The organism is Amycolatopsis sp. (genome assembly GCF_035546795.1).
Taxonomy (GTDB): Bacteria; Actinomycetota; Actinomycetes; order Mycobacteriales; family Pseudonocardiaceae; genus Amycolatopsis_E.
Genome location: NZ_DASZWC010000051.1, coordinates 155,428 through 175,401, shown reverse-complemented (window position 1 = coordinate 175,401; position 19,974 = coordinate 155,428). Strand labels below are relative to the sequence as shown.

Here is a 19,974-nt window from a genome sequence, read left to right as displayed (position 1 = left end):
ATGTCACCGGGCGGAATCGGCGAGTACGTCGCGGTCGTCCGCCTCCCGCAAGCAGGTTCGCTCGGCTACACGGTGCGCGTACTGCCGAAGCACCCACTCCTGGCGACACCAGCGGAACTGGGAAAGGTCGCGCTCGCCTGACACATCCGCCTCGCCCCGGTCGGCAAACGCGATCGGGGCGAGGTGTCATCACGGAACGGCCGGGGTCGGCCCCTCCCGGACCGGCAGCCCGGCCGCCTGCCAAGCCCGGAACCCGCCGTCGAGGTCCGTCGCCGGCACGCCCAGCCGCCGCAAGTCGGCGGCCGCGAGACTCGACGCGTATCCCTCGTTGCACACGACCACCACGGTCCGCGAGCCGTCGGCTTCGGGCAGCCGATGTGAGCCCGCCGGGTCGAGCCGCCATTCCAGGTGGATGCGCTCGATCTGCACCGAGCCGGGGATCTCGCCCTCGGCGGCGCGGTTGGCCTCCGGGCGGATGTCCACGATGAGTGCGCCGTCGTCCTGCAGCTCGCGCGCCGCGGCCGGGCCCACCCTGTTCAGGGTGGACCGGGCGGCGGCCAGCATCTCCTCGACCGTCATCGATCGAGTATGACCGGCAGCGGGGGGATTTCGCCGGGCACGTCGTCGAGGGTGGCGTACTCACGCGTCGCGACCAGCGGCGGCGAGTAGGCGTGCACGCTCGCGGCCGGGGTGAAGCCCGCGCCGGTGACCTGATGCGCCCGCCCGGCGCCGAAGCCGATGCCCTCGCCGGCGAGATGGGTGCGGCGGCGGATCGGACCGCCGGGGTAGCGATACTCCTCGTTCAGCTCGCCCTGCAGCACGGTGAAGGAGCCGGCGGCGCCGCCGTGGTCGTGCGGCGCGGTGTGCTGGCCGGGCAGCCAGGACAGCAGCCACAGCTCGACCCCGTCGGTCAGCGCGAGCCGGGCCCACCAGCGCTGGTCGGCGTCGAAGTGCAGCAGCTCGCCCAGCGGCGCGGACAGTTCCGCGGTGACCCGGCGGGTCAGGCCGGCCAGCTCCCGCGGTGTCCAAAGTAGACGTTCGGGGTGCAGCAGGTCCGCCGAGAGCCGCTCGGTGAGGCGGGGGTGGATTTCGACATCGACGATCGACTGGGTCAACGGGTGCTCCGTGAAGGTCGCGGCTGGTGTGGACACGGCTACGCGACGCGTGCGGAATCAGTCGCGTCGCGTGCGCGTACAGCAGCTCGACGCGACCAGGAGGAGGTCGACGGTGCGATCACGCCAGAAGGTGGTCACACAATGCATCCTGCCACGACTTCTCGCTACACCATGTGACGTCCCACGTTCTGGTACGGGGCCGCCGCCGGTCCGACCGGCCCCGGCGGCCACAATGAAGCCGTGAGCGAGCCGAACAACCTTGACGACCTCGTGGTGCGGATGTCGGGCGTGGGGGTCCGCCGCGGCCGGAACGAACTCCTGGCCGATCTGGACTGGTCGGTGGAGCTGGACGAGCGCTGGGTGGTGCTCGGCCCGAACGGCGCGGGCAAGACCACGCTGCTGCGGCTGGCCGCCGCGGAGACGCATCCCAGCACCGGCACGGTCGACCTGCTCGGCGAGCGGATGGGCAGGGTCGCGATCTTCGACCTGCGGCCCCGCATCGGTTTCACCTCCGCCGCGATCGCCGCCAGGGTGCCGGGTGACGAGCTGGTCCGTGACGTGGTGGTGAGTGCCGGTTACGCGGTGATCGGCCGCTGGCGTGAGGAATACGACAACCTCGACTACGCCCGCGCGAACCAGCTGCTCGGTGCGATGGGAATCACACATCTCGCCGAGCGCACCTTCGGCACCCTCTCCGAGGGCGAGCGCAAGCGGACGTTGATCGCCCGTGCGCTGATGACCGACCCCGAGCTGCTGTTGCTGGACGAGCCGGCGGCGGGCCTGGACCTCGGTGGCCGCGAAGACCTGGTGGCCCGGCTGTCCGAGCTGGCGGTGGATCCCGACGCGCCGGCCATGGTCCTGGTGACCCACCACGTCGAGGAAATCCCGCCGGGTTTCACGCACGCGCTGCTGCTGCGCGAAGGCCGTGCGGTCGTGGCGGGACTGCTCGACGATGTGCTGACGGCGGAGAACCTGTCGAAGACGTTCGACCAGGATCTGCTGCTGGAGCGCTCGGGTGATCGCTTCTTCGCGCGACGCCGGTAGGGTTCGCCTACCGGTCGGTAGCCTGAGCAGTTAAGGCAGTTAAGGAGGACTGAGCGTGGGCGAGTTCGTACGGCTCGAGGTTGAGGGTGGCATCGGCACGATCCGGCTGGATCGGCCGCCGGTGAACGCGATCAGCAACCAGGTGCAGACCGAGCTGGGGCAGGCGGCGAAGGAGGCGAGCGAGCGCGCGGACGTGCGTGCCGTGATCCTCTACGGCGGCGAGAAGACCTTCTGCGGTGGCGCCGACGTGAAGGAGATGGCGAGCCGTTCGTACGCCGACATGCGCGCCTTCGGCACGGCGCTGCAGAACACGGTGGCAGCCGTGGCCGCGATTCCGAAGCCGGTCGTCGCCGCGGTCACCGGGTACGCCCTCGGCGGCGGGCTCGAACTGGCGATGGCCGCGGACAGGCGGATCGCCGGGGACAACGTGAAGGTCGGCCAGCCGGAGATCCTGCTGGGCATCATCCCCGGCGCCGGCGGCACGCAGCGGCTCGCCAGGCTCGCGGGCGTGAGCGCGGCGAAGGACCTGGTGTTCACCGGCCGCTTCGCCAAGGCCGACGAGGCGCTGAGCCTGGGCATCGTGGACGAGCTGGTCGCGCCGGACGACGTCTACGAGGCGGCGAAGAAGTGGGCCGGGCAGTTCGCGAACGGCCCCGCGGTCGCGCTGGCGAACGCGAAGGCGGCGATCGACGGCGGGCTCGACGGTGACCTGGCCAGCGGGCTGAAGCTGGAGACGTACCTGTTCACCGCGCTCTGGGCGACCGAGGACCAGACGAACGGCATGCAGTCCTTCATCGAGAACGGGCCGGGCAAGGCCACCTTCGAAGGGAAGTGACATGACCGACCCAGCGCCGAACCCGCACGCCACGGCCGAGCAGGTGCAGGCCGCGTATCAGGACCCGAAGCTCGCGAACGTCCTCTACCACGACTGGGAGGCCGGCACCTACGACGAGAAGTGGTCGATCTCCTACGACGAGCGCTGCATCAGCTACGCCACCGACGTGTTCACCGCGGTCGCGGGCGAGGCGGACCAGCCGTACTCCACGGCGATGGAGCTGGGCAGCGGCACCGGTTTCTTCCTGCTGAACCTGATGCAGGGCGGCTTGATCAAGAAGGGCTCGGTCACCGATCTCTCGCCGGGCATGGTGCAGGTGGCGCTGCGCAACGCGGAGAACCTGGGCCTCGACGTGGACGGCCGGGTGGCCGACGGCGAGAACATCCCGTACGAGGACAACACCTTCGACCTGGTCGTCGGGCACGCGGTGCTGCACCACATCCCGGACGTGCGGGCCGCGTTCGGTGAGGTGCTGCGGGTGCTCAAACCGGGCGGACGGTTCGTGTTCGCGGGTGAGCCGACCAAGATCGGCGACTTCTACGCACGCAAGCTCGGCCAGTTCACCTGGTGGCTGACCACGAACGTGACCAGGTTCGGCCCGCTCACCGGCTGGCGCCGCCCGCAGGAGGAGCTGGACGAGTCGTCCCGCGCCGCCGCGCTGGAAGCGGTCGTCGACATCCACACGTTCGACCCGGGCGAGCTGGAGCGGATGGCGCTGGGCGCGGGCGCGGTGGACGTCAAGGCGGTTACCGAGGAGTTCGCGGCCGCGCTGGCCGGCTGGCCGATCCGCACGTTCGAGGCGGCGGTGCCGCAGGAGAAGCTGACCGTGCGCTGGCGGTTGTTCGCGTACCACCTGTGGCTCCGGCTGTCCGCTTTGGACAAGAAGCTGCTGGCGAAGGTGCTTCCGCGCGGGCTGTTCTACAACGTCATGATCACCGGTATCAAGCCCGGCGCTCCCGTCGAGCTGTAGTTGCCGTACTCGTTCTCGCCCTCGGACGTCGCGTTCCTGCGCTCGGCCGGGGGCGAGCGCGCGTTGGCGGCCTGCGCCGAGCTGCCGCTGACCGACAAAACCCGGATCGCCGACGTGGCGGCCGCTCGCAAGCTGTTCGGCGAGCACGCCTCGGCGGTGCTGGAGACGGTGGTGCTGCGCCGGAAGGCGGCCATCAAACTCGACCGCACCGACTGGCTGCTCACCTCCGATGCCCTGCAGCAGGCGAGCGCGTCGGCGGTGGCCAGGCATCGCGCTTCGCGGCTGGCCGGGCGCGACGTGCACGACGTGACCTGTTCCATCGGGGCCGACCTCGCGGAGCTCGCGAAGGCCGCGCGGCGCTGCCTTGGGTCCGATGTGGACAGTGTCCGGCTGGCGATGGCGCAGGTCAACTGCCCCGGCGTGCCGCTGGTGCGGGCCGACGCGCTGCATCCGGTGAGCCGGGAGACGGTGATCGTCGCCGACCCCGCGCGCCGGGATTCGCGTGGCCGCCGCTGGCGCCCCGAGGACTTCGCCCCGCCATTGGATCGCCTGGTGGAAGCGTATGCGGGGCGGGATCTCGCGGTGAAATGCGCGCCGGGGCTGGACTGGTCCGGGATGCCATGGGCCGCGGAGGTCGAGCTGGTCTCGCTCGACGGCATGGTGCGCGAGGCCTGCCTGTGGTCGGCGGGCCTGGCCACCGCGGGCCGGCGCGCGACCGTGCTGCGCAGCGACGGTACACAGTGGACAGTCACGGACCGGGACCCCGACGACGTCGGCGCGGCCGAACCGGGCGAGTGGATCGTGGACCCGGACGGCGCGGTGGTGCGGGCGGGCCTGGTCAAGCACTACGGCGCCCGGCACGGGCTGTGGCAGCTCGACGAGCGCATCGCCTACCTGACCGGCGACGAGCCGCCGCCCGGCGTGCGCGCGTTCCGCATCCTCGAACACGGGCCGTACAGCGAGAAATCCCTGCGTGCGGCGCTGAAACGGCGAGAAGTGGGCCGGCTGGAAATCCTCGTCCGCGGTGTGGATGTGGATCCCGATGCCTTGCGTAAACGGCTCAAACCGCGTGGCCCCGCCGAAGTGACGGTGGTGCTGACGCGGATCGGCCGGTCTCCGGTGGCTTTTTTGTGTGAAGCGTCCCGGATTCCGGGCTGACGGCGTAGTTTGCCAAACGTTCATGCGACGTTTGGGAGGCATTGTGTTGCGCAGAATGTCCGGACTGCTGAAGCTCGCCGCCGCCGCGGCGATCGGGGCGACCGTCGCCGGGGGTGCGACGGCGCTGGCCACACAGGGTGGGTCGCACGAACCGGCCAACATCGGGCAGGGCAAGCTCGACGTGAAGGCGTACTACGGAGACTCCGTCGATGCGGCGGGTCACCACCACTACTCCGAGACCAGCCAGTGGGCGCGTGACACGCAGCGCCAGATCGACCAGGCGCAGCAGTACCTGGGGCGGCGGCTCGCGCAGGGCGTCGCCAACCCGGCGATCGTGCTCGACGTCGACGACACCTCCGAGATCACCTACGGCTGGGAGGCGGACAACGACTTCGGCTTCGATCCGGTCAAACAACAGCAGGCGATCGACCACGGCACGTTCACCGCGATCAAGCCGACGCTGGCGCTGGCGAACTGGGCCGCCCAGCGCGGCGTGCAGGTGTACTTCCTGACCGGGCGCTCGCAGCACCAGGGCCCGGCCTCGCTGAAGAACCTCGCCAACGAGGGCTACCCCGCCCCGGCGGAGGCGTACTTCAAGCCCGAGGGCACCGCGCCCGACTACCTCGCCTGCGGGCTCACCTGTACGACCGTGCAGTACAAGTCCGGCACGCGGGCGCACATCGAGTCGACCGGCGCGGACATCGTGCTGAACATCGGTGACCAGTACAGCGACCTGGAAGGCGGATATGCCGAGCACGGGGTGAAGCTGCCGAACCCGATGTACTACCTGCCCTGACCGTGCGACTCAGGCGCCGAGCCCGTTGTCGCTGTTGATCAGCGTCTGACCGTTCCTGGTGATCATGCCCAGGTGGTGCGTTTCGTGGTACTGCCTGCCGTTGTAGGTGTAGTCGATGGTGACCTGGACGGTGTCGGCGCCGGTCTGGCGCGGGCCATCGGTCACCCGGAGCGAGCTGACCTTGGACCACCATTCCTTGTAGCTGGCCAGGCCCTGCGCCTGCAGACCCGGCCCGAGCTTGGTCCAGCCCACGTCGGGCTGCCCGGGCATGATCGCGTAGTAGTCGCTCACCGCCTGCACCATCGAGGCAGGCGCGTTGGCGGGAGAAGAACTGGCCTGGGTGCTGGTCGACGCGGCAGTGCTGGACGCGGGAGCGGAGCCGGTCGCGGACGCCGTCACCGTGGCTGTCGCGGTCGCGGGTGGCGGCGCGGCATTCGGGTTCTGGCCGGAGTCCTTCGTCAGCAGCACGGTCGTGACCACGGCCGCGGCCACGACCAGCAGGGCCAGCCCGGCGTAGAGCGGTTTGCGGTTGCGCTTGTCCTTCGGCGCGTCGGTGAGCGTGCCCAGTTCGGCCGCGAGCTCGGCCATCGTCGGCCGTGCCGCCGGCTCGAGGTGCATCATCTTGGCCAGTACGCCGGTCAGCGGCCCGGCCTGTCGCGGAGGGCTGACGCGCCCGGCAGCGGCCGCGTACAGCAAGGCCATCTGGTTCTCGGTGTCGCCGTAGGGAAAACGGCCTTCGACGATCGCGTAGAGGGTGGCGCCGAGGGAGAAAACGTCCGAGGCCGCGTCGGGCTTCTCGCCACGCGCGGCCTCGGGGGACAGGAATGCCGGGGTGCCGGCGAATCTCCCGCTGCCGGTCAACGTGCCGTCGTCGGCGGCCTTCGAGATGCCGAAGTCGGTGATCTTGGCGGTGCCGTCGTCGCCGAGCAGGATGTTGCCCGGCTTGACGTCGCGGTGCACGATCCCGGCCGAATGCGCGGCGGCCAGCGCGGACGCGGCGTGCGCGCCGATGCGCGCGACCTCGCTGGGTGGCAGCGGTCCTTCCGCGGTCAGGACTTCGGCGAGGCTGCGCGAGGGCAGGTACTCCATGACGAGCACCGGCATGCCGTCGTCGTCCGCGACGTCGAACACGGTGATCGCGTGCCGGTGCTGCAACCGCGCAGCGAGCCGCGCCTCCCGCGCCGAGCGTTTGCGGGCCTGCTCCGCCTCCGCCGCGCTCAGCCCGGGCGTCAGCAGAAGTTGTTTCACCGCAACGGTTCGGTCGAGTAGCTCGTCCTTGGCCAGCCAGACGATGCCCATCGCGCCACCGCCGATCCGGCGTTGCAGCCGATAGCGGCCGGCAATCAGTCGTCCGTCATCGTGTCTTTCCGTCCCGGTCACCCGGTCAGGCTACGGCGTCCCCATTGTTTCGATCATCAAGCTACCGCCTGTGTCACCGCTTCGGCGGTACGAGCAGGTCCGTCAGCCCATCGAGGAGACGTTGCAGGCCGAACTCGAACACCTCGTCCAGCTCGAAATCGATGTCGTGCCGCAGCAGTTCGGCGAACTCCGGATACTGCCCGCCGTCGAGGAACAGCCCCAGCAGCGGCTCCTGTGTCTGCATCCATTCGTCCGGCGTCAGCCCGGTGTCGCGCTCCGCCTCGGCCTCGCCTTCGAGGTTCACCGCGATGCCGCGGACGAAGTTCAGCAGGGTGAGATAGGCGTAGAGCTTGGCCTTGGGCGCCAGGCCGCGAAGCGCTCGCAGCGACCATTCCGTGTGCGGCAACCCGTTGCGCAGCAGCTGCGGCCTGGTGAGCGAGAGGCTCCTGGCCAGCCACGGGTGGCGGCGGAAGATGCGCCACTGCAGCCGGCACAGGTATTCGAGCTGCTCGCGCATTCCGGCCGGCGGCTCCGCGGGCAGCGGTTCGTCGGTGAAGACCTCGTCGGTCATCATCAGCACCAGCTCGTCCTTGCCGGGGATATGCCGGTACAGCGACATCGTGGCGGTGCCGAGTTCGGTGGCGACGCGGCGCATCGACACCGAAGCCAGCCCTTCGCTGTCGGCGATTTCGATGGCCACGCGCACGATCCGCTCGCGGCTCAGCTCTGCGTCGGACGTGCGCCGCGGCGTTTGCATGGCGTCGGCGACGACCGTTCCCACGCCTTGCACCGCGCGCACCAGGCCCTCCTGGCGAAGGGTGGTCAGCGCCTTCGTGGCGGTCGCCATCGCTACTCCCCAGTCCTGCGTGAGCTGCCTCGTCGAGGGCACCCGGTCGCCCGGTTTCAGCTCGCCTTCGGCGATGCGACGGCGTAGCTCGGCGACGATCCTGAGGTACGGGTGCTCCACTGGACGGCCTTTCGGTGTACTAGTGCTCTACGTGCCATATCCACTGTTCAATGGCAGTGCACTAGGAAACTTTACACTGTACCGCAAGTGTTTGTACGGTGTACGCATGAAACGAATCCTGATCTCCGGCGCGAGCATCGCCGGGCCCACGCTGGCTTACTGGTTGCACCGTTACGGCTTCGAGGTCACCGTCGTGGAGCGCGCTCCCGAGTTGCGCACGGGTGGCCAGGCGGTGGACATCCGCGGCTCCGCTCGCGAGGTGATCGAGCGGATGGGGCTGATGGCGGACGTGCGCGCGCGGCACACCGGTGTGGTCGGTCTGCGCATGGTCGACGGGGTGAACCGGGAACGTTGGCGCTGGGGTGTCGAACTGACCGGGCATTCCGGCGGAATCATCGCGGATCTGGAAATTTTGCGCACCGATCTCGCGCGCATTTTGCACGCGGCGACGGAGCCGGACGTGGAATACGTTTTCGGGGATTCCATCACCGGGCTGGAACAGCATCGTGAAGGCGTGGAAGTCACCTTCGAAAGCGGCTCCGTGCGCCGGTTCGACGTGGTGGTCGGCGCGGACGGGCTGCACTCCGCCGTGCGGCGGCTGGCCTTCGGGCCGGAGCCGGAGTTCGTCACCGACCAGGGCTACTACAAGGTGATCTTCGCTGCCGAAACCAGCCTTGACCTCGGTAATTGGCAGGTCATGTGCGCCCTGCCCGGCAGACGCCGGGCCGGGCTCTACCCGACCTCGACCGGGCAGACGCGCGGCATGTTCTTCTTCGCCGCGCCTCCGGTCGGCTACGACCGGCGTGACCTCGACGGGCAGAAAGCGATCGTCGCCGACGCGTTCGCGGATTGTGGCTGGGAAATCCCGCGAATGGTCGAGTCCATGTGGAAAACGAGTGATTTCTACTTCGACCGCGAAAGCATGGTGTGTGTCCCGGAATGGTCGCGCGGGCGGGCGGTGCTCGTGGGTGACGCTGTTTCCGGTGGTTCCGCCGGCATGGGCACGAGCATGGCGATCGTCGCCGCGTACGTGCTCGCGGGCGAACTCGCGGCCGCCGGCGGTGAGCACGAACGAGCCTTCGCGCGGTACCGGCGGAAGCTCGGAGGTTACGTCTCGGCTAACCAGAAACCTATGCCTGGTGGGGTAAACCTGTTCCTGCCGCGCAGCGCGCGCACCGTCTGGCTGGGTGATCAACTGACCCGGCTGATGCTCGCCGGGCCGTGGCGGCGGCTCCTCACCGGCGACATGGGCAGCAAGGCCGAAAGCGTCACACTCGAAAAGTACGCTATTGCGGCACAGACGGTGGACGAAGTGCGGTGAGAAGAGGATGCTTGATAACAACGGGTTTTCGCTGAATAGTCCATAAAGGACTGTCGCTTTCGGGAGGTGCTGATGACGGGCGCGGACACTCGCGAGGATCTGGCTCCGCTACGTACGGATTTCGACCGGTCCTGGCGCGGGTACGACGCCCGTCAGGTCCGGGAGTTCGTGCAACGCGTGGAGGCGGACCTCCGGTTGCTGATCAGTGACCGCAACGCGGCGGCCGCCAGCGCCGAGGAACTGGCCAGGCAGCTGGAGGAGTTGCGCACCAAGAACGACAAGCTGCAGGCGAGGATCGACCGGATCAGCCGCAGCCCCATCGAGGCGGACGGGTTGTCCGAGCGGCTGTTCCGGATGGTGCAGCTTGCCGAGGACGAGGCCGCCGAGATCACCGAGCGCGCCCGTGCCGCGGCCGAGCGAAGCTGGGCGGCGGCCGAGCACGCCGGTCAGCGCCTGCGGGAAAGGCATGAACGCCTGGTCGCGGACGTGGACGCGCGGCGAAGGGAAGCCGCGCAGCAGCACGAAGAGTTGATGCGCCGCACGGCCGAGCAGGTCGAGGAGATGACCGCAGAGGCCGCGCGCACCCGGCATCGCCTGGACGAGCAGGCGGCCCGGCGGCGCGAGCAGGTCGAGGCCGATTTCGAGGAGGCGATGGCGGTCCGCCGCGCGGAGGCGATGCGGGCCATCGCCGAGCAGGAACGGGAAGCCACCGAGAAGGCCGAGCGCATCGTGGCGGAGGCGCAGCGCAAGGCCGGGGTGGTTGATGCGCTGCGCGGCCGGATGACCGAACAGCTGCGGGAGACCCAGCGCCTGCTGGCAGAGGCCACGCCGTTGTTGCAGGTCGAGCCCGCGGACCCGGCGTTACCGAAGCCCCGCAAGGAGGACGAGTCCGCGGCCGCGGAGTCACCCGCGGCGGAGGTGGTGATCGTGCAGCCTTCGCCGATGCCACGGCCGGCCGAGAAACCCGCTGCGGCGAAGAAGCCCGTCGGGAAGGAACCCGCCGCGAAGGAACCCGCTGCGGCGAAGAAGCCCCTCGGGAAGGAACCCGCGGCGAAGGAAATCGCTGCGGCGAAGCCGAAACCGGTGAAGGAACCGGTCAAGGCCGCCGGGTAGCCGGTTCCCAAGGCTTCGCGTACAGCGCCGAGTGCGGGTTGAACAGGCCGGCGCGGAAGTAGTAGATGTTGGTGACCACCTGCAGGAAGAGGAACAGCACCGCGTACTGCGCGCCGTTGAGCGCCGGCACCAGGTTCACCGGCAGCGTGTAGGCGATCAGGAAGCGCACGCCCGCGTCCAGCAGTGTCGCGGTGCCCCAGATGACGTTCGCCGTGCGCCAGACACGCCGGAAGCCCGGCGAGCGGACCCAAAGTGACTCCCACGGTTCGCCGCCGCCGATCCGCCCTTCGAGCAGGAACTGCGCGAAGTGGTAGACCACCGGCTTGTCGGCGCGGGTGGTCACCAGCATCCAGAAGCCGGTCGCCGCGGTGAGGAAACCCTCCTTGGCCAGCAGGAACCGCTCATTCCCGCTGACCACGGCGACGGCCGCGGACAGCAGGGTCATCGCCGCCATGAAACCGGCCAGCGCGTTGAGTTTCCGGTTGCGCAGCAGCTGGAAACCGGTGGTCAGCACGGACGGCACCGAGCTCAGCAGCAGCGCGTGGTACATGCTGAAGCCGATCCCGTGCAGCAGGTAGTACAGGGCGATCGGCGCCGCGATGTCCAGCAGCCGGGGCAGGAAGCGGATCATCTCTTGATCCCGAGGTCGTAGAGGACGACGAGTTCGCGCGCGGCGCTGGCCAGGTCGAGGTCCGGGTGCGCCTCCAGCATCATCGGGATCCCGTCCAGGCTGCGCTGCACCGACGACGCGACCACCCGCACATCGAACTCCCGGAACTCGCCCGCCCGTTGCCCGTCGGCCAGGATCTGTTCCATCGGCGAGAGCACCTCGCGCTCGGTTTCCCGCGGGTCGTAGTCCAGGCCGCCGTTGAGGAAGATGCTCAAGAGCGCCTTCATCGGGGTGCGGTGCTCGGCGACGAATTCGATGTAGCCCTCGATGTACGCGTGCAGCGCGCCGGTGCACGTCTCCTGGCTGCCGACACGCTCGGTCATGTGCCCGCCGATCTGCTGGTAGACCTCGGCGACGACCTGCTCGATCAGCTCTTTTTTGCCCTTGAAGTGGTACGAGATCAGCCGCGTGCTGCTCAGCCCGGCCCGCTCCGCGATCTTCGCGAACGAGGCCTGCGGATACCCCACCTCGGCGATGATCTCGATCGCCGCCGCCACGATCTGGGCACGGCGGGCGTTGGCGGTGAAACTCCGCTCGCTTACCTGCATGAGTAAAGAGTACCTCGTACAAGTAAGGATTGTTAGTGGTCGAGTAACTCCTTTGGGCTGAGCTGGGAGGAGGCTAATGTCGAGGAGATGAACAGCCAGCCAAGCTTCCGGGTGCGCAGCGTCGGGCGGGACGACTACGTGCCCGCCTATCTGAGCCTCATCTCGAACGCGTTGTCCTGGGGCGGTTCGCGGTTGTTCCTGCGTTTGCACGGGGTCGGCATCAACGAATGGCGGGTGCTGTCCGCGATCGTGAACGCTCCCGGCAGCACGGCCACCCGGCTGGGCGAGGAGCTCGGGCTGAACAAGTCGGTGATCAGCCGGAGCATCCAGCTGATGCAGACGCGCGATCTGGTCGCCATCGAGACCTCCGATGGCAGGCGCGGGCTGCGACTGACGGCGCGCGGCCACGAGCTGCACGACCAGCTGATGGCCATCTCGCTCAAACGCGAGGAGCTGCTGCTGGCCGGGTTCAGCGAGGAGGAGAAGCGGCTGCTGCTGTCGTTCCTGCGCCGGATGCACCGGAACGTGCCGGTGATGAACGCCTACGACCCGGAAGACCCGGTCCGGGTGTGAGGTCCACAGTGGAGCAGCTCGGTTTCGTCAGCACGGACCCGGACGTCCTCGCTGGATACCGATTCGACCAGGCCGGCTTCTGTAGTGCCGGGACGCCGCGCGCGCTCGCGCGGCCCGGCTCCACCGCCGAAGTGGTGCAGGTGCTGCGGCAGGCGAACGACGAGCGGATCCCGGTGGTGCCACAGGGCGCGCGCACGGGGCTTTCCGGCGGGGCGAACGCCATCGACGGCTGCGTGCTGCTCTCGCTGGAGCGGATGACCGAGATCCTGGAGATCGACGAGGTCAACCACACGGCGACCGTGCAGCCGGGCGTGATCAACTCCGTGCTCTCCCGGGCCGTCGCCGACAAGGGCTTGTGCTACCCGCCGGACCCCGGCTCGTGGGAGATCTCCACGATCGGCGGGAACGTGGCCACCAACGCGGGTGGCCTCTGTTGCGTGAAGTACGGCGTGACCAGCGATTTCGTCCGCGAGCTGGAGGTGGTGCTGGCCGACGGCCGGGTGCTGCGGACCGGCCGCCGGACAGCCAAGGGCGTCGCCGGGTACGACCTGGTCCGGCTGTTCACCGGCTCGGAGGGCACCCTCGGCGTGATCACCGAGATCACCGTCGCGCTGCGGCCGGCCGCGGAGAAACCGTTGACCGCGGTCGCGTTCTTCGCCACCGCGGGCGCGGCCTGTGCGGTGGTCAGCGAGTACCTGAGCACCGGCAGGCGGCCGTCGCTGCTGGAGTTCATGGACAAACCCACGGTGGACGCGGTGTCGGCGTACCGGGATCTCGGCTTCCCGGACGACATCGAGGGTGTGCTCATCGCGCAGTCCGACCGCGGTGCCGCGGCCCCGGAGGATTTGGCGGCGTTCGCCGAGGTGGCCCGCGCGGGCGGCGCGACCGATGTGCTCGTGGCGTCGGACGAAGCCGAGGCCGAGTTGCTCGTCGAAGGCCGCAGGCTCGCCGGGGTGGCGATGGAGCGGCTCGGCGACCGGCTGGTCGACGACGTGTGCGTGCCGAGATCGCGGCTCGCGGAGTTCGTCGAAGGGGTCGCCGCGATCTCCCGGGAGCACGAGGTCGCGGTGCCGTGCTGCGGGCACGCCGGCGACGGGAACATGCATCCCAACGTCGTGTTCGACAGCGCGGACGAGGATTCGGTGCGGCGCGGGCAGGCGGCGTTCGACGCGATCATGGCGCTGGGGCTGCGGCTCGGCGGCACCATCACGGGCGAGCACGGCGTCGGGATGCTCAAGCGGGACTGGCTGGAAACCGAACTCGGCGAGGTCGGCGTCGCCGTGCACCAGTCCGTCAAACAGGCCTTCGACCCGCGCGGGATCCTCAACCCGGGGAAGGTGGTGCGCCGCCGGTGAGCTTGCCATGCTGGCGGCATGGAGACAGCTTTGTGGCACCCGTTCTCGGACATGGCGACGGTTTCGGAGCACGAGTTCGTCATCGATCGTGGTGAGGACGTCTGGGTCTACGACACCGACGGCAACCGGTACCTCGACGGGACGGCCGGCCTTTGGTACGCGAATGCGGGCCACGGGCGTGCCGCGATAGCCGATGCGGTCGCGGCCCAGATGCGGAAACTGGCCGGTTATTCGATCTTCGGCGACTTCGCCAACGAACCCGCCCGCGCGCTCGCGGAGCGGTTGTCGGGGCTGGCGCCGATGCCGGACGCGAAGGTCTTCCTGACCACAGGCGGCGGCGAGTCGATCGACACCGCGGTCAAGATCGCCCGCCGCTACCACGTGGCGCAGGGCGAGCCGGGCCGCGTGCACGTGATCAGCCGGGCGCAGTCGTACCACGGGACCAACGGCATCGGCACCGGAGTCGCGGGCATCGAGGGCAACCGCGCCGGGTTCGGTGAACTGCTGCCGTCCGCGTCGCGAGTGCGGTACGACTCGGTCGAGGCGCTGCGCGAGGAAATCCTGCGCGTCGGGCCGGAGCGGGTGGCCGCTTTCCTGTTCGAGCCGGTGATCGGTGCGGGCGGCGTGCTGCTGCCGCCGGAGGGTTATGTCGAAGGCGTGGTGCGGGTGTGCCGCGAGTTCGGCGTGCTGGCCATCGCGGACTCGGTGATCTGCGGGTTCGGCAGGCTGGGCACGTGGTTCGGTGTCGAACGCTGGGGCGTGGAGCCGGACCTGATCACGTTCGCGAAGGGGGTCACCAGCGGGTATCTGCCGCTGGGCGGGGTGATCGCGCACGGGCGGGTCGCGGAGCCGTTCTTCGCGCGGCCGGGCAATTCCCTGCGGCACGGTGCGACGTACTCCGGGCACCCCACTTGTTGCGCCGCCGGGCTGGCGAATCTCGATGTGCTGGAAGGCGAAGGTCTCGTGGGTCGCGGGCAGGCGCTGGAGGGCGAGCTGGCGAGCGCGCTCGAACCGCTGGCCGCGCACCCGCTCGTCGCCGAGGTGCGTGCGGGGCTCGGTTTGCTCGCCGCGGTCGAGCTGACGCCGGAGACGTTGGCGGCGTTGCCTTCGGCCGTCACCGAGCTGCAGCTACTGGCGCGCCGGCAGGGTGTGCTGCTGCGCCCGCTGGGCACGGCGCTCGCGGTGTCCCCACCGCTGACGGTTCAGCCAGAGCAGTTGCGGCAGATCGGCACGGCCTTCGCGGACGGGCTCGACGAGCTGAGGCTCAAGGTTGAGTCCACAGTGGACTGAGTCAGCCGCCGTAGGGGTGCTTCGCCCGCGCCTCGCGGAGGGCGAAGCCCCACCAGGCGAGTTGGTCGAGCATCGTCTTGGCGGCGGTGTTGCAGCCGTCAGGTTCGAGTGGTTCGCCCGAATCGTCGAAGCGGCCCCACGCGCCGTGGAAGCTGACCGTGTCCCGCACCGTGACACTGTGCAGTTCGGCGAAGACCGGCCGGAGGTGCTCAACCGCGCGGAGCCCGCCGGCGACCCCGCCGTACGAGACGAAACCGACCGGTTTCGCCTGCCACTGGGTGTAATGCCAGTCGATGAGCGTCTTCAGCGAGGCCGGGTAGCTGTGGTTGTACTCGGGGGTCACCACCGTGAACGCGTCCGCCTTGGCCAGTCGTTCCGTCACCGCGGCGACCTCCGCCGGGGCCCGCCCGGCGAGCTCGCCGGGCAGCCGGGCTTCGGCGAGGTCGATCACGTCGACCGCCATGTCCTCGTGCTGCTCGGCCTGGCGTGCGAACCATCGCCCGACAGTTGGTCCGAACCGGCCTTCACGGGTGCTGCCGATGATCACGGCGAGCTGCAGTGGAGCTGTCATGCGCCCATGATGAAAGTTCGAGTAAGGTCGAGGTCAAGTCAGTCCATTCCGGACTGATCTTGGCGGCTGTCCGTGGGCGGAAGATCACTGAAAGCAGTCGCGCCGCGCCAATGGTTCAATGCAGTGGGCCATTTGTCAGATTTCTCGCGATGGCGGTTCTCGATAGTCTTCTCGGCGTGAGTCAAGCCTCGACCGAGGCCCGGCCTGGTGATCTGGTCGAGCGTCTTCAACAGCTATGGCAACAGGCCTGTGATGACGAGCTCCGCCCACTGGGACTGACCCTGGCCCAGCTCAACGTGCTGAGCGCGCTCGCGGGCAGGCCCGAGGTATCCACGACCGAACTCGCCCCGCTGGTCGTGCTCGACCGGCACGCGCTGCGCGACGTGCTGGGCGGGTTGCGCGGCGCGGGCCTGGTGCTGGTCGGCGGCCGTGGTTCGCTGGGGCGCACCCGTCCGGTGCAGCTCACCATCGACGGCCGGGCCCGGCTGCGCGCCGGTGAGCACGCCGTCGCGGCCGTGCAAGGGCGCATGCTCGCCGGGTTCACCCCCGGCGACCGGCATCGGCTGAGCGCGATGCTCGCCACCTGTGCGGTCAACCTCGCGCGGTGAGCCGAAACCGCTGCGCGGGCGCGATGGTTTGGACTAGCTTGAGGGGGTGACGAGCGGTGCATCCGTCGTGGGCAGGATCGGTGAACTGATCCATCCCACGCGGGGTGAGAACGGGCCGGGCGAGGTACGGCTCAGCATTCGCGGTGGCACGGAAATCTATCTGGCCCACTCCCGCGAACCCCTCTCCGCCGGTACCCGCGTACTGGTCGTGGAATGGCGCGGAGCGCGGGCCGTCGACGTCGTGCCGTGGACGGATCTGCCCGGCACTCACTGAGGAGAACACGATGTTCGGTTATCACGTGCCCGCGCCGGACGAGGCGATGCTGATCTCGGGCGGTAAGGGCGGCAGCGGGGAGAGCCCGTTCCGCGTCGTGACCGGCCATGGCAGCTTCGTCCTCCCGTTCTTCCGGAAGGTCCGCTTTCTCACGCTTGCCATGTGTGAGGCCGAAGTCGGCGAAGCCTGCGTCACCAAGCAGGGCATCGCGCTCAACGTGCGCGCGGTGATCGCGTTCAAGGTGGGCAACGACGAGGAGAGCATCGTCAACGCCGGACAGCGCTTTCTGTCCGATCAGGACCAGATGTCGGTCCTCACCGGCCGGATCTTCGCTGGGCACCTTCGTTCCATCGTCGGCTCGATGACGGTGGAGGAAATCGTTACGGAGCGCCAGAAACTGGCCACCGAGGTGCTCGACGGGTCGAAGGCGGAGATGGCCAAGATCGGGCTGACCGTCGACTCGCTGCAGATCCAGTCCATTGACGACATGAAGCTCGGCTACATCGCGGCGATGGCCGCGCCGCACAACGCCGCGATCCAGCGGCAGGCGCAGATCGCGCAGGCGCAGGCGAACCAGGCCGCGGCCGAGGCGGAGCAGGAATCCCAGCGGCAGCAGGCGGAATACGCCCGGAAGACCGCGGTCGTGCAGGCGCAGTACAAGGCCGAAGTGGACCGTGCGCAGGCCGAAGCCGCGCAGGCCGGGCCGCTCGCGCAGGCACAGGCGCAGCGCGAGGTCATCGCGATGCAGACGGAACTGGCGCAGCGCGAAGCGGAACTGCGCCAACAGCAACTGGTCGCGGAGGTCGTCAAGCCGGCCGACGCCGAGGCCGAGCGGGTGCGGATCCTGGCACAGGCCGAAGCGGAAAAGATGCGCATCCAGGCCGAAGCCGCCGCTTCCTACGACCGCGTCGCGCTGGACCGGATGCTGATCGACCAGCTGCCGATGATCGTCAAGGAAGCGGCGGCCGGACTGGCCGGCGCGAACGTGAACATCCTCAACGGTTCGGACGGCCTCGGCGAGCTCGCGGCCGGGCTCGTCGGTCAGGGACTGTCCATTCTGGACTCGGTGAAGAAGGGGCTCAACGGCGGCAACGAAAAGCCGGGCACCGAGCTCGATCCGCGCTGAGGTCGGACCAGGGTCGCGCCCGCGCGTTTGATCGGCCTCGTTCGTGTGGGGTCAGCTTCGGCCGATTCGTCCGGTGGCCAGGGACATCGCCGCGGCGAGCGGTGTTCCTGGCCCGGCGAGTATCTTGTCCACTGTGGACTCGATCGCGTCGACCCGCGCGCCGGCGTCCTGGTCGTCGAGGCCCTCGATCTCCCGGCCGAGGGTGTAGATCACGCCGCCGGCGCTGGCGACGAAGTCCGGGATCCACACGACTCCCTTCGCTGCCAACGCTTCGGCCAGGGTGTCGTCGGTCAGCTGGTTGTTGGCCGGGCCGACGACCAGCGGAACCCGCAGTCGTTCGATGGCGGCCGGGTCGAGCAGGCCGCCCACAGCGGCGGGAATCAGCACGTCGGCCGAAGTGGTGAGCACCTGGTCCGGCTCGATCCACTCATAGCCCAGTTCCCGTTTCGATTCGTCCACATCGGACGCGATGATCCTTGTGCCCGGCAGTCCCTTGGCGATCAGGGCGCCGACCGAGCCGAGCCCACTGATCACCACGGTCTTCCCGGCGACCTGGTCGGAGCCGAACACGTGCCGCATCCCGGCGCGCAGCGCGGCCAGCACCCCGACGGCGGTCGGGCCGCTGGAGGAACCCGTGCCGCCCTGGTTTTCGGGCAGGCAGAAGACGTTCGGGGTGTGCTCGCGCAGCGCGGCCATGTCGGCGGGACCGGTGCCCACGTCCGGACCGGCGATGTAGGCCCCGTCGAAGGAGGCGATGAACTCCCCGAGATCGTCGAGGACAGCCTGGCGGAACTCGGCCGTCAGCGGTGTCGACGGGTCGAGCGCGAGCACGGTTTTCCCGCCCCCGAAAGGCAAATCGGCGGCGGCGCATTTGTACGTCATCGCCGTGGACAGGCGCAGCGCGTCCTCGAGCCCGTCCCGCCAATCGGGGTAACGACGCAACCGGACACCTCCGACAGCGGGCCCCAACGCCCGGGAGTGCAAGGCGATGATCATCGGCACCCGGCTGCGGCTTCCGCGCCGGACGACCACTTCTTCATGTTCCATGCCTGAAAGCTAGCCCGATGAGCAACGTTGTGATCCAATGCCCGAACGATGTTCGGTGTCAGCGCGCGGGAGGCGAACATGGACGAACTTGATTCGGCGATCATCCGATGTTTGCAGAAGGATGCGCGGCAGTCGAACCGCGACATCGCCCGGAAGCTCGGGATCGCGCCGTCCACCTGCCTGGAGCGCACCCGCCTGCTGCGGCAGCGTGGCGTGATCCGGGGCTACCACGCGGAAATCGACCTGCCGTCGCTGCACCGCGGCGTGCAGGCGATCGTGGCCGTGCAGGTGCGGCCGCTCAGCCGCACGGTCGTCGAACGCTTCGAGCGCTCGGTGTCGGACCTGCCGGAGGTGCTCTCGGTGTTCACGATGGCGGGCAGCGATGACTTCCTCGTGCACGTGACCGCGCAGGACATCGACCACCTGCACGCCTTCCTACTGGACCGCTTCACCAGCCGCCGGGAGATCGTGGGATTCCGGACTTCGATCATCTACCAGCATTTGCGGAAGGTGGTTTTGGAGGAGTTGCCAGAGGCTTGAGGACGTGTGTGGATCGGGGCGGCGATTCGGCTACACCGCCGGGTCCGGTTTCAGCGCGGCGAAGACGGTGGGCCAGTCGGGGACCGGGGACTCCGGATCGTCGTACAGTTCGAACGTCTTCCCCGAAGCCGAAGGGTCGAACAGCGCCGCCACAACAGCGTCCGCGACTGCTTGCCTGCTGATGCGGCCCTCGCCGGTGTCGCCCTGCTCGATGCGGACGCCGTCGGAGCGCAGGTCGTGCAGCCAGCTCGGGCGGACGATCGTGTACTGCGCCCCGCTGGCCCGCAGCGCTTGCTCGCCGCGGGCCCTGGCCTCGATCCGCTCCGCCATCTCGGGGTGCTCGGACGCGCGGGTCAGGTAGATCTGCGAGATCAGCACCACCGGGATGTCCTCTTTGGCGGCGATCTCCGCGATACCCGCGATGCCTTGGTGCATAACGGTTTCCGCCTCGTCCGCCGTCTTCGGTGGTTCGACGGTGATCACCACGCCCTCGGCGCCGGCGAACACCGAGCGGTCCAGTGCGGCCAGGTCCAGTGTCGCCGTCTCCACCCCGTCCGCGACCTCGCCCGGCTCGCGGCTGGCGGCGATCACCCGGTGGCCACCGGACGCGAGCCGTTCGGAGACCGCGCGGCCGGTCCGGCCCGAACCGCCCACGACGACGAAGGTGCTGCCCATGATGCCTCCCCGTTGGCTG

The 19,974-nt window shown here is 69.1% G+C and carries 23 protein-coding genes; 14 read left to right on the top strand and 9 right to left on the bottom strand.

From position 1 onward, the window contains the following. Positions 1-189: 189 nt before the first annotated feature. Together VHD82_RS27270 and VHD82_RS27265 are read right to left on the bottom strand one after the other, a co-directional pair. Complete coding sequence (locus tag VHD82_RS27270; protein ID WP_325709991.1) at positions 190-579, bottom strand: rhodanese-like domain-containing protein; 390 nt, start codon at positions 577-579, stop codon at positions 190-192. Beyond that, positions 576-1,115 carry a cysteine dioxygenase family protein gene (locus VHD82_RS27265; RefSeq protein ID WP_325709989.1) on the bottom strand — a complete coding sequence of 180 codons (540 nt, stop codon included), beginning with the start codon at positions 1,113-1,115 and terminating at the stop codon, positions 576-578. Before VHD82_RS27265 ends, VHD82_RS27270 begins: the two co-directional genes overlap by 4 nt. Positions 1,116-1,394: 279 nt before the next feature. Between VHD82_RS27265 and VHD82_RS27260 the strand changes: the two genes are divergently transcribed. The 5 genes from VHD82_RS27260 to VHD82_RS27240 are packed head-to-tail and all read left to right on the top strand — an operon-like array spanning position 1,395 to position 5,918. Further along, the gene (locus VHD82_RS27260; RefSeq protein ID WP_325710012.1) at positions 1,395-2,159 is read left to right on the top strand and encodes an ABC transporter ATP-binding protein; all 765 of its coding nucleotides are present in this window, start codon (positions 1,395-1,397) and stop codon (positions 2,157-2,159) included. A gap of 55 nt (positions 2,160-2,214) precedes the next feature. Then, entirely contained in the window at positions 2,215-2,994 is a 780-nt protein-coding gene (locus VHD82_RS27255; RefSeq protein WP_325709986.1) for an enoyl-CoA hydratase/isomerase family protein, read from the top strand. 1 nt (position 2,995) lies between these two features. Beyond that, positions 2,996-3,964, top strand: a complete 969-nt coding sequence (locus tag VHD82_RS27250; protein ID WP_325709983.1) for a class I SAM-dependent methyltransferase — start codon at positions 2,996-2,998, stop codon at positions 3,962-3,964. Then, the gene (locus VHD82_RS27245; RefSeq protein ID WP_325709980.1) at positions 3,965-5,122 is read left to right on the top strand and encodes a THUMP-like domain-containing protein; all 1,158 of its coding nucleotides are present in this window, start codon (positions 3,965-3,967) and stop codon (positions 5,120-5,122) included. A gap of 55 nt (positions 5,123-5,177) precedes the next feature. Continuing rightward, positions 5,178-5,918: an HAD family acid phosphatase gene (locus tag VHD82_RS27240; RefSeq protein ID WP_325709977.1), complete on the top strand. Its 741-nt coding sequence runs from the start codon at positions 5,178-5,180 to the stop codon at positions 5,916-5,918. Positions 5,919-5,927: 9 nt separating this feature from the next. Here VHD82_RS27240 and VHD82_RS27235 read toward each other — a convergent pair whose 3' ends face one another. Further along, positions 5,928-7,298, bottom strand: coding sequence for a serine/threonine-protein kinase (locus VHD82_RS27235; protein ID WP_325709974.1), 1,371 nt, complete (start codon positions 7,296-7,298; stop codon positions 5,928-5,930). 52 nt (positions 7,299-7,350) lie between these two features. Further along, entirely contained in the window at positions 7,351-8,244 is an 894-nt protein-coding gene (locus VHD82_RS27230) for a TetR/AcrR family transcriptional regulator C-terminal domain-containing protein (protein WP_325709971.1), read from the bottom strand. Between the two features lie 106 nt (positions 8,245-8,350). Between VHD82_RS27230 and VHD82_RS27225 the strand changes: the two genes are divergently transcribed. Both VHD82_RS27225 and VHD82_RS27220 read left to right on the top strand, forming a co-directional pair. Beyond that, positions 8,351-9,565 (top strand): FAD-dependent monooxygenase, encoded by a 1,215-nt coding sequence (locus VHD82_RS27225; protein WP_325709969.1) that lies wholly within the window; start codon positions 8,351-8,353, stop codon positions 9,563-9,565. Between the two features lie 72 nt (positions 9,566-9,637). Then, a complete protein-coding gene (locus tag VHD82_RS27220) occupies positions 9,638-10,678 on the top strand; it encodes a DivIVA domain-containing protein (protein WP_325709967.1) in 1,041 nt (346 codons plus the stop codon). Here the strand turns inward: VHD82_RS27220 and VHD82_RS27215 are convergent. After that, on the bottom strand, positions 10,662-11,309 hold the full coding sequence (locus VHD82_RS27215) for a VC0807 family protein (RefSeq protein ID WP_325709964.1): 648 nt from the start codon (positions 11,307-11,309) through the stop codon (positions 10,662-10,664). The two genes, VHD82_RS27220 and VHD82_RS27215, sit on opposite strands and share 17 nt — an antisense overlap. Further along, positions 11,306-11,896 carry a TetR/AcrR family transcriptional regulator gene (locus tag VHD82_RS27210; RefSeq protein WP_325709961.1) on the bottom strand — a complete coding sequence of 197 codons (591 nt, stop codon included), beginning with the start codon at positions 11,894-11,896 and terminating at the stop codon, positions 11,306-11,308. Before VHD82_RS27210 ends, VHD82_RS27215 begins: the two co-directional genes overlap by 4 nt. Before the next feature lie 87 nt (positions 11,897-11,983). Here VHD82_RS27210 and VHD82_RS27205 point away from each other — a divergent pair, with 87 nt between their 5' ends. The 3 genes from VHD82_RS27205 to VHD82_RS27195 are packed head-to-tail and all read left to right on the top strand — an operon-like array spanning position 11,984 to position 15,114. Then, complete coding sequence (locus VHD82_RS27205) at positions 11,984-12,469, top strand: MarR family winged helix-turn-helix transcriptional regulator (RefSeq protein WP_325709958.1); 486 nt, start codon at positions 11,984-11,986, stop codon at positions 12,467-12,469. Further along, complete coding sequence (locus VHD82_RS27200; RefSeq protein ID WP_325709955.1) at positions 12,466-13,824, top strand: FAD-binding oxidoreductase; 1,359 nt, start codon at positions 12,466-12,468, stop codon at positions 13,822-13,824. Before VHD82_RS27205 ends, VHD82_RS27200 begins: the two co-directional genes overlap by 4 nt. Positions 13,825-13,842: 18 nt before the next feature. After that, the gene (locus tag VHD82_RS27195; protein ID WP_325709952.1) at positions 13,843-15,114 is read left to right on the top strand and encodes an aspartate aminotransferase family protein; all 1,272 of its coding nucleotides are present in this window, start codon (positions 13,843-13,845) and stop codon (positions 15,112-15,114) included. Position 15,115: 1 nt separating this feature from the next. Here VHD82_RS27195 and VHD82_RS27190 read toward each other — a convergent pair whose 3' ends face one another. After that, positions 15,116-15,685: an NAD(P)H-dependent oxidoreductase gene (locus tag VHD82_RS27190; RefSeq protein ID WP_325709949.1), complete on the bottom strand. Its 570-nt coding sequence runs from the start codon at positions 15,683-15,685 to the stop codon at positions 15,116-15,118. Between the two features lie 176 nt (positions 15,686-15,861). Between VHD82_RS27190 and VHD82_RS27185 the strand changes: the two genes are divergently transcribed. Genes VHD82_RS27185 through VHD82_RS27175 form a run of 3 tightly spaced genes read left to right on the top strand, consistent with a single transcriptional unit; the run spans position 15,862 to position 17,693 of the window. Continuing rightward, a complete protein-coding gene (locus tag VHD82_RS27185) occupies positions 15,862-16,293 on the top strand; it encodes a MarR family winged helix-turn-helix transcriptional regulator (protein ID WP_325709944.1) in 432 nt (143 codons plus the stop codon). Positions 16,294-16,339: 46 nt separating this feature from the next. After that, the gene (locus tag VHD82_RS27180) at positions 16,340-16,567 is read left to right on the top strand and encodes a hypothetical protein (RefSeq protein ID WP_325709941.1); all 228 of its coding nucleotides are present in this window, start codon (positions 16,340-16,342) and stop codon (positions 16,565-16,567) included. A 10-nt stretch (positions 16,568-16,577) separates the two neighbouring features. Further along, positions 16,578-17,693, top strand: coding sequence for an SPFH domain-containing protein (locus tag VHD82_RS27175; RefSeq protein ID WP_325709938.1), 1,116 nt, complete (start codon positions 16,578-16,580; stop codon positions 17,691-17,693). Between the two features lie 51 nt (positions 17,694-17,744). On the opposite strand, the gene VHD82_RS27170 is transcribed toward VHD82_RS27175, so the two are convergent. After that, positions 17,745-18,740: a Glu/Leu/Phe/Val dehydrogenase dimerization domain-containing protein gene (locus tag VHD82_RS27170; protein ID WP_325709935.1), complete on the bottom strand. Its 996-nt coding sequence runs from the start codon at positions 18,738-18,740 to the stop codon at positions 17,745-17,747. 78 nt (positions 18,741-18,818) lie between these two features. Here VHD82_RS27170 and VHD82_RS27165 point away from each other — a divergent pair, with 78 nt between their 5' ends. Beyond that, positions 18,819-19,280, top strand: a complete 462-nt coding sequence (locus tag VHD82_RS27165) for an Lrp/AsnC family transcriptional regulator (RefSeq protein ID WP_325709932.1) — start codon at positions 18,819-18,821, stop codon at positions 19,278-19,280. A gap of 30 nt (positions 19,281-19,310) precedes the next feature. Here VHD82_RS27165 and VHD82_RS27160 read toward each other — a convergent pair whose 3' ends face one another. Further along, a complete protein-coding gene (locus tag VHD82_RS27160; RefSeq protein ID WP_325709929.1) occupies positions 19,311-19,955 on the bottom strand; it encodes an SDR family oxidoreductase in 645 nt (214 codons plus the stop codon). Between the last annotated feature and the right edge of the window lie 19 nt (positions 19,956-19,974).

Bases quoted from the DNA above. Each gene is read 5' to 3' on its own strand.
- VHD82_RS27260 (WP_325710012.1), top strand. From the start codon at position 1,395: ATGTCGGGCGTGGGGGTCCGCCGCGGCCGGAACGAACTCCTGGCCGAT.
- VHD82_RS27225 (WP_325709969.1), top strand. From the start codon at position 8,351: ATGAAACGAATCCTGATCTCCGGCGCGAGCATCGCCGGGCCCACGCTG.
- VHD82_RS27250 (WP_325709983.1), top strand. From the start codon at position 2,996: ATGACCGACCCAGCGCCGAACCCGCACGCCACGGCCGAGCAGGTGCAG.
- VHD82_RS27165 (WP_325709932.1), top strand. From the start codon at position 18,819: ATGGACGAACTTGATTCGGCGATCATCCGATGTTTGCAGAAGGATGCG.
- VHD82_RS27175 (WP_325709938.1), top strand. From the start codon at position 16,578: ATGTTCGGTTATCACGTGCCCGCGCCGGACGAGGCGATGCTGATCTCG.
- VHD82_RS27240 (WP_325709977.1), top strand. From the start codon at position 5,178: ATGTCCGGACTGCTGAAGCTCGCCGCCGCCGCGGCGATCGGGGCGACC.
- VHD82_RS27220 (WP_325709967.1), top strand. From the start codon at position 9,638: ATGACGGGCGCGGACACTCGCGAGGATCTGGCTCCGCTACGTACGGAT.
- VHD82_RS27195 (WP_325709952.1), top strand. From the start codon at position 13,843: ATGGAGACAGCTTTGTGGCACCCGTTCTCGGACATGGCGACGGTTTCG.
- VHD82_RS27215 (WP_325709964.1), bottom strand. From the start codon at position 11,309: ATGATCCGCTTCCTGCCCCGGCTGCTGGACATCGCGGCGCCGATCGCC.
- VHD82_RS27170 (WP_325709935.1), bottom strand. From the start codon at position 18,740: ATGGAACATGAAGAAGTGGTCGTCCGGCGCGGAAGCCGCAGCCGGGTG.
- VHD82_RS27160 (WP_325709929.1), bottom strand. From the start codon at position 19,955: ATGGGCAGCACCTTCGTCGTCGTGGGCGGTTCGGGCCGGACCGGCCGC.
- VHD82_RS27205 (WP_325709958.1), top strand. From the start codon at position 11,984: ATGAACAGCCAGCCAAGCTTCCGGGTGCGCAGCGTCGGGCGGGACGAC.
- VHD82_RS27190 (WP_325709949.1), bottom strand. From the start codon at position 15,685: ATGACAGCTCCACTGCAGCTCGCCGTGATCATCGGCAGCACCCGTGAA.
- VHD82_RS27210 (WP_325709961.1), bottom strand. From the start codon at position 11,896: ATGCAGGTAAGCGAGCGGAGTTTCACCGCCAACGCCCGCCGTGCCCAG.
- VHD82_RS27270 (WP_325709991.1), bottom strand. From the start codon at position 579: ATGACGGTCGAGGAGATGCTGGCCGCCGCCCGGTCCACCCTGAACAGG.